Genomic DNA, 12,654 nt, shown 5'->3' with positions numbered 1-12,654 from the left:
CGTCCGTTCCTCAGCTAGTCGCGAGGCGTGAGGCCCCGTCGAGCCGGACCACCTCGCCGTTGATCATGGGGTTCTCCACGATGTGCCGGACCAGGGCCGCGAACTCCCCGGGGCGGCCCAGCCGTCGCGGGTAGGGCGTGCCTCCCACCAACGCGTCACGCACCCGGTCGGGCAGCCCCGCGAACATCGGGGTGTCGAACAGGCCGGGCGCCACCGTCACCACGCGCACCGCGTGCTCGGCCAGGTCGCGGGCGAGCGGCAGGGTCATGCCGGCGACACCCGCCTTGGACGCCGCGTAGGCCGCCTGGCCCCGCTGCCCGTCGTACGCGGCGATGGAGGCGGTGCAGACGACGACACCGCGCTCCTCGGGCTCGCCCACGCCCTCGGCGTCGTCGGTGCCCCGCGGGCGGCGGAGCATCGCCGCCGCGGAGGTGCGGACCAGGTCGAAGGTGCCGATCAGATTCACCTGGACGAGACGCCGGAACTCCGCGAGGGGCAGCGGGCCCTCGCCGCCCACGACACGTCCGGCCCCGGTCGCCCCGGCGCAGTTGACGACGATGTGCGGGCCGCCCCGGCGCTCCGCCGCGGCCACCGCGGCGGCCACGGCGTCCGGATCCGTGATGTCGCCGGCCACGAAGGACGCCCCCTCGCCGAGCTCGGCCAGGGCCTTGCGCCCGCGCTCCGCGTCGCGCCCGGCGACCACCACGTCCGCACCGGCCGCCAGCAGTTCCTCCGCCACGGCCAGACCGAGGCCGGAGGTGCCCCCGGCGACGAGCGCGATCTTTCCCTCGATGTTCATCTACGGCGCCGGTATCAGGAAGTCGTCGTCGCCGGTCCACTTGATGACCGTGCCGCCATGACTCATCCCGGCTCCGAAGGAGGCCAGTACGACGGTGTCTCCCGCCTGTACGCGGCCGGTGTCGACGGCCTCGCGGAGCACCAGCGGCACCCCCGCGCCGGAGGTGTTGCCGAGGCGCTCGACGTTGGTGAGGGTGCGTTCCGACGGCAGCCCGATCTTCTCCATGAGCAGGTGGATCAGGTGGTAGTTGGCCTGATGGAAGATGATCAGGTCGATGTCCTCGACCGTCATCGCGTGGTGTTCGAGCAGTTCGAGAACGAAGTTCGGCATGGTGTCCAGCGCGAAGTTGCGCACCGAACGGCCGTGCATGTGCATGAAGTTGCTGCCGAAGCCGGACAGCTTGTCACCGCCGTCCTTGGACCAGGTGCGCCGCTCCCGCTTGATGAACGCGGTCTCGTACGCGCTCGGGTCGCTGCGCAGCAGGGCGGGCGTCATGCCGGTGCCCGGAGCGCAGGGTTCGAGCAGGTAGCAGGCGGCGGCGTCACCGAAGATCACGCCGACCGTGCGGTCCTCCGGGTCGAGGGTCTTGGTCGTGGTGTCGGCGAGGACCACCGCGATCCTGCGGTACTGGCCCGACAGCAGGTACTTGGCGCCCACGTCGAGGGCGAACGTGCCGCCGGGGCAGCCCCCACTGTTCACGTCGAACCCGGGAACGCCGGTCAGTCCGAGCTTGCGCGCGATGGCTACGGCGGCCGCCGGCAGCATGTGGTCGGGTGTGAACGTGCCGCAGATGACCAGGTCGATCGAGTCGGGCGAGACCCCGGCGCGCTCGCAGGCGTCGAGCAGCGCGGCGGCGCCCAGGTCGGACGTGCGCTCCTCGGGCGCGGACCAGCGCCGGGTACGGACACCGATGTGCTCGCTGATCCAGGCGTCGGTGGTGTCCAGGCGCTCCTCGAGGTCCGCGTTGGTCACCACCTGACTCGGCACGTAACCTCCGATGGCCCGGATGCCCACGCCGTACGGGATCGTGCTGGCAGCCTTCGTCATAGGTCGGGACTCTCCTCCTGGCAGGTGCCGCCGACGCGGCAGCCGGATGGGTGACTTCGCGGCTGGTGGTGACGGCCGCCGAGGGCCGTCGTCGTGGATGACCTCCGTGGACGGCCCTCGTGGACCGCCACCACCAGCAACCAGTGCGGGGCGGACGAGTGGTTCGGTGGTGGGCCCGGATTCGTCCGGCCCGCCGTCGGACGGGTCTCGCCCCGCGGGCCGGATCCCACTCGTCCGATTCCGGCACGGGGTGTGTGCCCTGCCCCGTACTGCCGTGCCAGCCTCGCGTCCGCACCGGCCTGCGGTAAGGCCCGTTGGCGGTGCCCTTTCGTCGCGGCCGAAGGGGGACTCCCGCCGAGCAGTCGGGCGGTCGCCCAGAACGATTAGCCTCGGGCCATGATCGCTGCCTACGCCGCCCGTATCGATCCTCAACATCCCCTGAGTGGGCTGGAGTTGGGAGAGGTTCCGGAACCCTCGGTGCCGCACGGGTGGACGACCGTCCAGTTGCGGGCCGCCACGCTCAACCACCACGATCTGTGGTCGCTGCGGGGCGTGGGCCTCGGCGAGCAGGACCTTCCGCTGATCCTCGGCTGCGACGGCGCCGGGGTGGACGCGGAGGGTGACGACGTCGTCATCCACTCCGTCATCGGCGAGAGCGGCCACGGGGTCGGACCCGACGAGCCGCGCTCGATGCTGTCGGAGAGATACCCCGGCACGTTCGCGGAGCGCATCGCCGTGCCTCGATGGAACCTGCTGCCCAAGCCCGCCGAGCTCAGCTTCGCCGAGGCGGCCTGCCTGCCGGGCGCGTGGCTGACCGCGTACCGGATGCTGTTCACCAACGCGGATCTCAGCCCCGGCGACACCGTCCTCGTGCAGGGCGCCGGCGGCGGAGTGGCCACCGCGGCGGTGGTTCTCGGCTCCGCGGCCGGCTTCCGGGTCTTCGTCACCAGCCGCGACGATGTCAAGCGCAAGCGAGCCGTGGCGCTGGGCGCCGAGGCCGCGTTCGAAGCGGGGGCCCGGCTGCCGCAGCGGGTGGACGCGGTCCTGGAGACCGTGGGCGAGGCCACCTGGTCGCACTCGGTCCGCGCGCTCAAGGACGGTGGCCGGCTCGTCGTCTCCGGCGCCACCAGCGGCCCCAATCCGCCGCTGGGGGAGCTCCAGCACATCTTCTACCGGGAGCTCAGGGTCATCGGCTCGACGCTGGGCAGCAAGAAGGAGCTCGCCGCACTCCTCGACTTCTGCGTGGCCAAGGGCGTGCGGCCCGTGGTCGACTCGGTGTTCCCGATGCACGACATCCGCCGGGCCTTCGAGCGCATGGAGCGGGGCGACCTCTTCGGCAAGATCGTCCTGACGATTCCGTAACCGCGTACAACCGTGCCTGACCGTACGGTGGACGGTGCCGCGTGGCCCGACGGCTCTGCACGGACGACGCAGCCGAACGGACCGGGGCGCGCCGCTCGTTCGCGGCGCGCCCCGGCCCGTTCGGCTGCGTCCATGAGCCGGAAGGTCCGTGAACCGGTACGTCCGTCATGTATCGCCCGTGGATCAGTGGCCCATGCCGAGGCCGCCGTCGACCGGCAGCACCGCCCCGGTGACGTAGCTCGCTCCGTCGGAGGCCAGCCAGGTCACCGCGGACGCCACCTCGTCGACGGCGCCGTGCCGGCCCAGCGGAATCTGGCCGCGGATCTGCTCACGGCGCTCCTCGGGCAGTCGCTCGGCCATGTCGGTGAGCACCAGGCCGGGCGCCACCACGTTCACGGTGATGCCCCGCGAGCCGAGCTCACGCGCCATGGAGCGTGCCATGCCGATCATCCCGGACTTGCTGGCCGCGTAGTTGGCCTGACCGACCGTGCCGGTCATGCCGGCCACCGAGGACATCAGGATCACCCGGCCCCAGCGTCCCTTGAGCATGCTGCGCGCGGCTCGCCGGGAAACCCGGTAGGCGCCGGTCAGGTTGGTGTCCAGCACCGAGGTGAAGCGTTCCTCGGTCATCCGCAGCAGCAACGTGTCCTGGGTGATCCCGGCGTTGGACACCAGGACCTCGACGGGCCCGTGTGCGTCCTCGACCTCCTTGAACGCGGCCTCCACCTGTTGGGTGTCGGTCACATCGCACCGCACACCGAAGACGCCCTCGGGCGGTGCGCTGCCGCGGTGGGTCACCGCCACCTTGTCGCCGTTCTCCAGGAAGGCACGGGCGACCGCCAGCCCGATGCCCCGGTTTCCTCCGGTGACCAGCACGGAACGTGCCATGGTTGAAGTCCTCTCGTACGTGTGATTCAGGTCGTCGGCAGGGCGTCCGCCGCCACCACGGCCTCGCCGCGCACCGTGAGCGTGCCGTCCGCGAGCCGGACGGCCAGTGCGATCCGTGCCAGGAGCTCGCCGTCGGCGCCCCGCTCGACCGCGGTGACGCGTCCGGTGCAGTGCGGCCGCGCGTGCACCGGAGTCGGCGCCGAGAAACGCGCCTTGAGGGAGCGGACGGCACCGAGCGGGACCCAGGAGGTCACCAACCTGCCGAGGAAGGCCATCGAGAGCATGCCGTGGGCCAGCACGTCGTCGAAGCCGGCGGCTCGGGCCGCTTCGGTGTCGATGTGGATCGGGTTGTGGTCGCCGGACGCGCCGGCGAACAGGGCGAGCGTCGCCCGGGTCACCTCGTCCGGGTGCAGACCGGGAAGTTCCCGGCCCACCAGGGACGTCGACGTCGGTGCGGTCATTGCTCACCCGCCGGGTGACGCACCAGGATCACCTGATGCAGATCGGCGACGGCGGTCCCGTCGGGGCGGGTGACCGCCGTGTCGCGGACCACGAACTCCATGGTCCCGGCGCGCCGCCGGTACACGTCGGTGATCACGGGGGAGAAGACCAGCTCGTCGCCGGCGTGTGCCGTCTCGTGGTACCTGAAGGACTGCTCGGTGTGCAGGACCCGGCTCGGGTCCACCTGCGGTCCGTCCGGTCCCCAGGCGTCCGCCTGATGCTCCAGTTCGAGACCGAAGAGAAAGGTGGGCGGCACGGGCAGGTCGTGGTGGCCGGCCTCCCGGGCGCGTTCCGGACTGGTGAACTCGGTGTCCTTCAGCCCGATGACGCTCCCGAAGAACTTCAGCCTGCCCCGCTCCACGGTGACCGTGAAGGGTGTGAGCCGGGCTCCGGGCGACAGCCCCGGGCCGGTTGCGTTCGTCCATGGTGCGGTGTCGGCCATGCGGCACTCCCACTCGGTGAGCGGCCCGCCTCGGAGAGCCGCGTGGGGGAGGCTCTCCGGGGCGGGCCTGGTTCGGGCACGCCGAGGTGCGGCTGTGCCGGCTGCCTACTTCTCGATGCAGAACTCGGCGACAGGCCAGCCCACGTGCCGCTTGTCGGTGGCGATGTAGCCGAGGAGCTGGTCCCCGGCCTTGAGCTCGGTGACGTTGAGCACCGCGGCACCCGGGCCCAGCACGCGGACGTGCCAGTCGTCCTGGACGGTCAGGCTGACCTCGACGCCCTCCGGCGAGAGCGCGCGGATGGTCAGCAGCGGACGCGACTCCAGCTTCACCCGCCCGACCACGATCCGGCGGGTCCTGCCGTCCGCGGTGACACCGAGAATCGTGCTGCCGGCCTTCAGCTCGCTGAGGTAGTTGGTGCGGTTGTCCTCGCCGAGGACGTACGAGTGCAGGGCGCCGGCGTTGACCCGGAAGGGGCGCGTCGGCATGTACGGCAGCGGGTGGGTCTCGCTCACGCCGAGAATGAAGCCCGAGGCGTACGAGCCGATGAGGATGCCCTCGTCCTTGCCGAAGTGGGTGCAGGTGTCGACGCACACCCGGTCGCCGAGGCCGTTGTGCTCGATGGACTGGACGGTGAGCGTGGTCAGATCCAGGTCCGGGGTCTTGGCGCCGAGCAGCTCGACCAGACCGAACACCTCGTTGGAGTCCTTCGCCCCGTACAGCAGGCCGTCGGATCCCTTCTCCAGCACGTCGACGATGATCCCGGCCTCTTCGAGATCGCCGGCCTCGCAGATCAGGCGGCCCGGGGACTTGTCGGCCGCGGCGATGACGATCTCCAGCGGGATCTTGGTGGGGTCGCGGAACCTGACGAGCGTGTTCGGCAGCGCGATGGCCGCGGCGCAGGCCAGCCGCAGGGTCGGGTCGTCGACGACGTCGATGTAGGCGCCCACGGACGTACCGCCGTCCACGGTCAGCTTGAGCTTGTCCAGCTCCTCGACCTTGGAGACGGGGGTCAGGATGATGTCGGCGATGTCCGCGGCCTCGGGCGGAAGCGGCGCGTCGGCGGCCGGCAGCAGGACTTTGAGGACGGTCGGCGGCAGCGCCGCGAGCACCTCCAGTTTGTCGTCGAGGACACCTTCGAGGCGCGCGTGGACGGCGGCGTCGACGACGGCCTCCTGGTGCTCGGCATCCACCGAACGAAGATCTATCCAGGCAAACTTCACGGACTGTCCCTTCCAGGAATGCGGGAATACAGAAATGCAGGAATGCAGGGCCGCAGGGCCGCGGGCATGCGGCAGGGCGGCTGGGCGGGGGGTGCGGAGACGCCGGCGTTCAGAAGAGGGAGGACAGCGCCTTGAGACGGCCCTCGATGACGGCGAGCAGCTGGAGCGCCTCGGCCTCGCCCTCCCCGGCGCCGAACAGCCGGGTGAAGACGAACTCGCTCTCGTCGTCGGACACGGCGATGAGCCGGGTGAAGGCGCGGTGATCACCGTGCTCGGAGCTCACGCGGAAGTCGACGACTCCCGTCGCGCGGTCCGCCGACGAACGCACCTCGACCGGGCCGAACGGCGTGTCCACGCTCCAGTGGTCGCTCTCCTTGCGTGACGCGCGTGCGAAGTCGGTGCACCAGGCGGGCAGTCGCTCCGGATCGGAGACCACCGCGAACACGTCGGCGAACGGCGCCGAGATACTGATGCTTCCTGTCACGCTTCCCATGCAGACTCCCTCGCTGGGTACTTGTGCGGAGTGGTGGAGAAAGGCGGACCGTGAGCCCGCCGGCCGGTGAGGCCAGTGCGCGCGTGGTGCCCGGTCGGTGTGTGCTGTCCGGCCGGCGCGCGGTGGAGCCGGGTCAGGCGAAGTCCTCGGGACCGCACCAACGCGTCACCAGCGCCCCGTAGTTGAGGCCGGCGCCGAAGGCGGCCAGCACCACGCGGTCGTCGGGTGTGACCTTTCCCGCGTCGACGGCGTCGCGCAGGACCAGCGGGACCGAGGCCCCGGAGGTGTTTCCGATGTGCTGGATGTTGGTCAGCGTCTTGTCCCGCGGCTGGCCGAGCGTGTCCATGATCGTGTGCACCATGTGCCGGTTGGCCTGGTGCAGGGCGAAGAAGTCGATGTCGTCGAGGCCGAGGCCCGCGTCGGCGACCGTCTTCTCGATGAGGCCCGGGACGCTGCCGAGCACGAAGTCGCGGATCCCGCGGCCCACCATGACGGTGAAGTTGTCCCCGAATCCGGACTGCCGCCGCTCGCCGGTCTCGGTGAACCGGGGCTCACGCGTCACATAGCCGGTGGACTGGCCGGACGGCTCGCTGCCCAGGCGCGCCGGGCCCAGCCCGCCGGCACCCGAGACCACCGGCTCCAGCAGATAGCAGGCGGCCGCGTCGCCGAAGATGACGGCGACGGTGCGGTCCTGGGGGTCGAAGATCTTCGTACTGACGTCGGCGAGGACCACGGCCACCCGGCGGTAGGCTCCCGAGGCGATGAAGTTGGCGCCGACCTCCAGCGCGTAGACCGAGCCGGGGCAGCCACCGCTGTTCACGTCGAAGCCGGGGGTCCCGCTGATTCCCGCCTTGCCCATGACGGTGACGGCGGTGCTCGGCAGCATCCGGTCGGGGGTGTACGTCCCGCAGATCACCAGGTCCACGGAGGCCGGGGAGACGCCGGCCCGCTCGCACGCGTCCAGCAGCGCGCGGGCTCCGAGGTCCGAGGTCCAGTCGTCGGGGTCCGAGTAGTGCCGGGTTTCCACGCCGATGTTGGCGCGGATCCACTCGTCGGTGGTGTCGAGCGTCCGTTCCAGTTCCTGGTTCGTCACCAAGCGCTCGGGGATGCTGATGCCGATCTCCCTGATCCCGGCGGTGACGCCGGCTCGGGGGCCGGCGACGGCATGTGCCATGTCCTGCACCTTTCCGGCCGCCCTGGGCGGCCTGGAGTCGTTGCCCGGTCGGGGCGGCCTGGTCCGCTCAGCTCTGCGCGTCGGCGTACGTGGCGAGCCGGGTGTAGTCGCCGCGGTGGAACACCAGCGGCTCCCGGTCCGCGTCTCCCAGGTGCAGTGCCTCGACCCGGCCGAGGACGATCACGTGGTCCCCGGCCTCGCCGAACGTCTCCACCGAGCACTCCATCGACACCAGGGCACCCTCGACCAGTACCGAGCCGCGCGGCCCCACGAGATCGCCGAGTCGGTGCTGCGCCTGTACGCCGACCGGACGGTCGCGGGAGGCGAAGAGCGCCGACACCTGGCGCTGATCCGCGGCGAGGAAGCTCAGGGTGAACTCCCGCCGCTGGGCGATCCGCCGGGCCACCCGCCCTTCGGGCCGCAGGCAGACCGACATCAGCAGCGGGGCGAGCGATACGGACGTCACCGAGTTGACGGTCAGGGCCTCGGTGCTTCCGCCCGACCCGGACGCCACCACCGCGACGCCCGTGGGGAAGCGGCCCATGGCGTTCCTGAATTCCCCGCTGTCGACGACGGGCCGCGCCACCGCCCCCTTGTCGAGCATCGAATCCCTCCTTCGGAGCTTGACCGTGTCCACCTGCTGTGGCCTGCCCTGAACACTGCGGTGCGGGCGACGGAACCGGAACGCTCATCGGGAGAGCACCTTTGGGCTCGACCAAAGAGCAGGAGACAGGTGCAGGCGGGGGCGGCAGGATTTCCCCCGAAGGCCCGCCTGCCGGGGCCCGTCACCGTCGCGCGGGCGGTCGCGACCCGGGGTGCGAAGGCTCCGTGGCCGCGGCCGGCGGGCAGCAGAGTACGAAACCGTTTCGTTTCTGGCGAGCGGGCTCCGCTCTCCGGCAGCCCGATTCCCCCTGTCTCCCGGAGCCCTGTTCCTCCACGCCTTGTTCTCGCCCCACCCGCCCGCAGATCCGACCACCCGACCGGGAGTACGCCTCGTGGCCACGTTTCTCTACAGACTCGGCAAGTTCGCCTTACGGAGGCGGCACTTCGTCGCGCTGATCTGGGTGGCGCTCCTCGCGCTCGCCGGGTTCGGCGCCGCGTCCGCGCCGACGGCCGCCTCCAGCTCCTTCTCGGTCCCCGGGACCGAGGCGCAGAAGGCGTTCGACCTCCTCGACCAGCGCTTCCCGGGATCCAGCGCCGACGGCGCCACCGCCCGGATCGTCTTCAAGGCGCCCGACGGCGAGAAGATCACCGACGCCCCGGACAAAGCGGCGGTCACCAGGACCGTCGCCGCTCTCAAGTCCGGCACGGACCAACTGGCCTCGGCCACCGATCCGTTCACGGCCGGGGGCGTGAGCAAGGACGGCACGACCGCGTACTCCTCACTCAAGTACAAGGTCTCGTCGATGGAGCTGACCGACGCGACCCGTGACTCGCTGAAGGGCGTACAGGCCGAACCGGCGCACGGGGGACTCGTCGTGGAGATCGGCGGTGACGCGCTCCAGGCCCCGCCCGAGACCGGTCCGTCCGAGATCATCGGCGTCCTCGTCGCCGCGATCGTTCTCGTCATCACCTTCGGCTCGCTGCTCGCGGCCGGGTTGCCGCTGCTGACCGCGATCATCGGTGTCGGCATCGGTGTCTCGTCCATCACGGCGCTCGCCGACGCACTGGACCTCGGCACCACGACGTCCACCCTCGCGATGATGATCGGCCTCGCCGTCGGCATCGACTACGCGCTGTTCATCGTCTCCCGCTACCGCGCCGAACTGGCCGAGGGACACGAGCGCGAGGAAGCCGCCGGACGGGCCGTGGGCACGGCCGGCTCCGCGGTCGTCTTCGCCGGACTCACCGTGGTCATCGCCCTGGTCGGTCTCTCCGTCGTCAACATCCCGATGCTGACCAAGATGGGCGTCGCCGCCGCCTGCACAGTCGCCGTCGCGGTCCTCATCGCGCTCACCCTCGTCCCCGCGCTGCTCGGCTACGCGGGCAAGCGCGTCCACGGGCGCAAGGCCCGCAAGGCCCTCGAAAGCCATGGGGTGACTGCGGAGAAGCCCAATCGGGGTACGCGCTGGGCGCGGTTCGTCCTGGGCCGCCCGGTGTGGCTGCTGCTCGCCGGCGTGGTGGGCCTCGGTGCGGCCGCGGTGCCGGTGGCCTCGCTGAAGATGGGCATGCCGGACGGTGGCTGGCAGCCGCCCCACACCACGCAGCGCAAGGCGTACGACACGCTCTCCGACGCCTTCGGCCCCGGCTTCAACGGCCCGCTGGTGACCGTCGTGGACGCCAGGAACTCCCGGAACGCCAAGCAGGCCGTCGCCCGGGTCGAGAAGGACATGCGCGCGCTGCACGGTGTCGCGGTGGTGAACCGGGCCGCCTTCAACAAGGCGGGCGACACCGCGACCATCACCGTCATCCCGAAGTCCAAGCCCAGCTCGGCCGAGACCGAGGACCTGGTCCACGCCATCCGCGACGAGAGCGCGGCCATCGAGGCGGACACCGGCGCCGAGGTCCTGGTGACCGGCGCCACGGCGATGAACATCGACGTCTCGCAGAAGCTGAACGACGCGCTGGTCCCCTATCTGGCGCTGGTGGTGGGCCTTGCCTTCCTGCTCCTGATGCTGGTCTTCCGCTCGGTCCTCGTTCCGCTGAAGGCCGCGCTCGGCTTCCTGCTCTCGGTGGTCGCCGCCCTCGGCGCGGTCGTCGCCGTCTACCAGTGGGGCTGGCTCGGCTCGCTCTTCGGGGTGGAACAGACCGGACCGATCATGTCCATGATGCCGATCTTCATGGTGGGTGTGGTGTTCGGCCTGGCGATGGACTACGAGGTCTTCCTCGTGACCCGGATGCGGGAGGCGTACGTCCACGGCGAGCAGCCGTCGGACGCCATCGTCACGGGGTTCCGGCACGGGGCCAGAGTGGTCGTCGCGGCGGCCGTCATCATGATCGCGGTGTTCTCCGGCTTCATCGGCTCCAGCGAGCAGATGGTGAAGATGATCGGCTTCGGTCTCGCCGTCGCCGTCTTCTTCGACGCGTTCGTGGTCCGGATGACGCTCGTCCCGGCGGTACTGACCCTGCTCGGCGACCGGGCGTGGTGGCTCCCGAAGTGGCTCGACCGCGTGCTGCCGAACGTGGATGTCGAGGGTGAGCGTCTGCGCAGGCAGCTCGCCGCCCGGCGGGATCCCGACTACGAGGAGGACCGGGAGCCGGCCCGCGCCTGAGACATCGGCCGACGCCTGAGACGCGGGCCCGCGCCTGAGACGCGGGCCGGCGCCGGGGGGTACCTTCCCGGCCGTCTAGCACTCGATGATGTTGACCGCCAGCCCGCCCCGGGCCGTCTCCTTGTACTTGACGCTCATGTCGGCGCCGGTCTCCTTCATGGTCTTGATGACCTTGTCGAGGGAGACCATGTGGGAGCCGTCGCCGCGCATGGCCATCCTGGCGGCCGTGACGGCCTTCACCGCGGCCATGCCGTTGCGCTCGATGCAGGGGATCTGGACCAGGCCGCCGACCGGGTCGCAGGTCAGGCCGAGGTTGTGCTCCATGCCGATCTCGGCGGCGTTCTCGACCTGCTCGGGGCTGCCGCCCAGCACCTCGGCGAGCGCGCCGGCCGCCATGGAGCAGGCCGAGCCGACCTCGCCCTGGCAGCCGACCTCGGCGCCCGAGATGGAGGCGTTCTCCTTGAAGAGCATGCCGATCGCCCCGGCCGCGAGCAGGAACCGTACGACTCCGTCCTCGTCGGCGCCCGGCACGAAGTTGATGTAGTAGTGCAGCACCGCCGGGATGATGCCCGCCGCGCCGTTGGTGGGGGCGGTGACGACCCGGCCGCCCGCCGCGTTCTCCTCGTTGACCGCCATCGCGTAGAGGGTGATCCACTCCATCGCGTGGGCCAGCGGATCGCCCTCGGCGCGCAGCTGGCGGGCCGAGAGGGCGGCACGGCGGCGGACCCGCAGACCGCCGGGCAGGATGCCCTCGCGGGTGATGCCGCGCGAGACGCAGGCCTGCATGACGCGCCAGATCCCGAGGAGCCCCTCGCGGATCTCCTCCTCGGTGCGCCAGGCCCGCTCGTTCTCCAGCATCAGGGCGGAGATCGACAGACCGGTCTCCTTCGTGAGCCGCAGCAGCTCGTCACCCGTGCGGAACGGGTACTTCAGGACCGTGTCGTCGAGCTTGATGCGGTCCTCGCCGACCGCGTCCTCGTCGACGACGAAGCCGCCGCCCACCGAGTAGTACGTCTTCTCCAGGACGAGCTCGCCCGAGGCGTCGTACGCGAAGATCGTCATGCCGTTGGCGTGGTAGGGCAGGGCCTTGCGGCGGTGCAGGACCAGGTCGTCGTCGAAGGAGAAGTCGATCTCGTGCTCGCCGAGCAGGTTGATCCGGCCCGAGGACCTGATCCGCTCGACCCGCTCGTCGGCGCCCTCCACGTCCACCGTCCGGGGCGAGGCGCCCTCCAGGCCGAGCAGCACCGCCTTGGGGGTGCCGTGGCCGTGGCCGGTCGCGCCCAGGGAGCCGTACAGCTCGGCGCGTATCGAGGTGACCGGGGCCAGCAGGTCCTCGTTGCGCAGCCGCCGGGCGAACATGCGCGCGGCGCGCATCGGGCCCACGGTGTGGGAGCTGGACGGGCCTATGCCGATCGAGAACAGGTCGAAGACCGAGATGGCCACGGGAACTCCTTGCTGGTTTCGCCGGACGCCGTTGTCCGACGGAGGTGGTGCGGGACTGCATGGAACGGGGCA

General features: G+C 70.9%; 12 protein-coding genes. 2 read left to right on the top strand and 10 right to left on the bottom strand.

Translation table 11 applies throughout. The annotated features are described in order from the left end of the window. Nucleotides 1–10 precede the first annotated feature (10 nt). Together ACFYW9_RS13925 and ACFYW9_RS13920 are read right to left on the bottom strand one after the other, a co-directional pair. Nucleotides 11–799 carry an SDR family NAD(P)-dependent oxidoreductase gene (locus ACFYW9_RS13925; RefSeq protein ID WP_389148893.1) on the bottom strand — a complete coding sequence of 263 codons (789 nt, stop codon included), beginning with the start codon at nucleotides 797–799 and terminating at the stop codon, nucleotides 11–13. Further along, nucleotides 800–1,846, bottom strand: coding sequence for a 3-oxoacyl-ACP synthase III family protein (locus ACFYW9_RS13920; protein ID WP_389148890.1), 1,047 nt, complete (start codon nucleotides 1,844–1,846; stop codon nucleotides 800–802). 396 nt (nucleotides 1,847–2,242) lie between these two features. On the opposite strand from ACFYW9_RS13920, the gene ACFYW9_RS13915 reads away from it, so the two are divergent. After that, complete coding sequence (locus ACFYW9_RS13915; RefSeq protein ID WP_389148887.1) at nucleotides 2,243–3,208, top strand: zinc-binding dehydrogenase; 966 nt, start codon at nucleotides 2,243–2,245, stop codon at nucleotides 3,206–3,208. Between the two features lie 183 nt (nucleotides 3,209–3,391). Here the strand turns inward: ACFYW9_RS13915 and fabG are convergent, their stop codons facing one another. The 7 genes from fabG to ACFYW9_RS13880 all read right to left on the bottom strand — a co-directional run bounded on the left by fabG (nucleotide 3,392) and on the right by ACFYW9_RS13880 (nucleotide 8,531). Further along, nucleotides 3,392–4,096, bottom strand: a complete 705-nt coding sequence (gene fabG, locus ACFYW9_RS13910; protein ID WP_389148884.1) for a 3-oxoacyl-ACP reductase FabG — start codon at nucleotides 4,094–4,096, stop codon at nucleotides 3,392–3,394. A gap of 26 nt (nucleotides 4,097–4,122) precedes the next feature. After that, nucleotides 4,123–4,557: a MaoC/PaaZ C-terminal domain-containing protein gene (locus tag ACFYW9_RS13905; protein ID WP_389148881.1), complete on the bottom strand. Its 435-nt coding sequence runs from the start codon at nucleotides 4,555–4,557 to the stop codon at nucleotides 4,123–4,125. Then, nucleotides 4,554–5,039: a MaoC family dehydratase N-terminal domain-containing protein gene (locus ACFYW9_RS13900; RefSeq protein ID WP_389148878.1), complete on the bottom strand. Its 486-nt coding sequence runs from the start codon at nucleotides 5,037–5,039 to the stop codon at nucleotides 4,554–4,556. Before ACFYW9_RS13900 ends, ACFYW9_RS13905 begins: the two co-directional genes overlap by 4 nt. A 105-nt stretch (nucleotides 5,040–5,144) precedes the next feature. Then, nucleotides 5,145–6,260: a 3-dehydroquinate synthase II family protein gene (locus ACFYW9_RS13895; RefSeq protein ID WP_389148876.1), complete on the bottom strand. Its 1,116-nt coding sequence runs from the start codon at nucleotides 6,258–6,260 to the stop codon at nucleotides 5,145–5,147. A 109-nt stretch (nucleotides 6,261–6,369) separates the two neighbouring features. Beyond that, the gene (locus ACFYW9_RS13890; protein ID WP_389148873.1) at nucleotides 6,370–6,753 is read right to left on the bottom strand and encodes an SRPBCC family protein; all 384 of its coding nucleotides are present in this window, start codon (nucleotides 6,751–6,753) and stop codon (nucleotides 6,370–6,372) included. A 133-nt stretch (nucleotides 6,754–6,886) separates the two neighbouring features. Further along, on the bottom strand, nucleotides 6,887–7,927 hold the full coding sequence (locus ACFYW9_RS13885) for a 3-oxoacyl-ACP synthase III family protein (protein WP_389148869.1): 1,041 nt from the start codon (nucleotides 7,925–7,927) through the stop codon (nucleotides 6,887–6,889). Between the two features lie 67 nt (nucleotides 7,928–7,994). Beyond that, nucleotides 7,995–8,531 (bottom strand): flavin reductase family protein, encoded by a 537-nt coding sequence (locus ACFYW9_RS13880; RefSeq protein ID WP_389148866.1) that lies wholly within the window; start codon nucleotides 8,529–8,531, stop codon nucleotides 7,995–7,997. A 391-nt stretch (nucleotides 8,532–8,922) separates the two neighbouring features. On the opposite strand from ACFYW9_RS13880, the gene ACFYW9_RS13875 reads away from it, so the two are divergent. Next, nucleotides 8,923–11,139: an MMPL family transporter gene (locus ACFYW9_RS13875; RefSeq protein WP_389148863.1), complete on the top strand. Its 2,217-nt coding sequence runs from the start codon at nucleotides 8,923–8,925 to the stop codon at nucleotides 11,137–11,139. Between the two features lie 75 nt (nucleotides 11,140–11,214). On the opposite strand, the gene ACFYW9_RS13870 is transcribed toward ACFYW9_RS13875, so the two are convergent. Continuing rightward, nucleotides 11,215–12,582: an L-serine ammonia-lyase gene (locus ACFYW9_RS13870; RefSeq protein ID WP_389148859.1), complete on the bottom strand. Its 1,368-nt coding sequence runs from the start codon at nucleotides 12,580–12,582 to the stop codon at nucleotides 11,215–11,217. Nucleotides 12,583–12,654 lie beyond the last annotated feature (72 nt).

The organism is Streptomyces sp. NPDC002698 (assembly GCF_042888945.1).
Classification (GTDB): Bacteria; Actinomycetota; Actinomycetes; order Streptomycetales; family Streptomycetaceae; genus Streptomyces.
Note: the sequence above shows the minus strand (reverse complement) of the source record. Positions and strands in the feature narration are given on the sequence as shown.

Bases quoted from the DNA above. Each gene is read 5' to 3' on its own strand.
- ACFYW9_RS13925 (WP_389148893.1), bottom strand. From the start codon at position 799: ATGAACATCGAGGGAAAGATCGCGCTCGTCGCCGGGGGCACCTCCGGC.
- ACFYW9_RS13920 (WP_389148890.1), bottom strand. From the start codon at position 1,846: ATGACGAAGGCTGCCAGCACGATCCCGTACGGCGTGGGCATCCGGGCC.
- ACFYW9_RS13915 (WP_389148887.1), top strand. From the start codon at position 2,243: ATGATCGCTGCCTACGCCGCCCGTATCGATCCTCAACATCCCCTGAGT.
- fabG (WP_389148884.1), bottom strand. From the start codon at position 4,096: ATGGCACGTTCCGTGCTGGTCACCGGAGGAAACCGGGGCATCGGGCTG.
- ACFYW9_RS13905 (WP_389148881.1), bottom strand. From the start codon at position 4,557: ATGACCGCACCGACGTCGACGTCCCTGGTGGGCCGGGAACTTCCCGGT.
- ACFYW9_RS13900 (WP_389148878.1), bottom strand. From the start codon at position 5,039: ATGGCCGACACCGCACCATGGACGAACGCAACCGGCCCGGGGCTGTCG.
- ACFYW9_RS13890 (WP_389148873.1), bottom strand. From the start codon at position 6,753: ATGGGAAGCGTGACAGGAAGCATCAGTATCTCGGCGCCGTTCGCCGAC.
- ACFYW9_RS13885 (WP_389148869.1), bottom strand. From the start codon at position 7,927: ATGGCACATGCCGTCGCCGGCCCCCGAGCCGGCGTCACCGCCGGGATC.
- ACFYW9_RS13880 (WP_389148866.1), bottom strand. From the start codon at position 8,531: ATGCTCGACAAGGGGGCGGTGGCGCGGCCCGTCGTCGACAGCGGGGAA.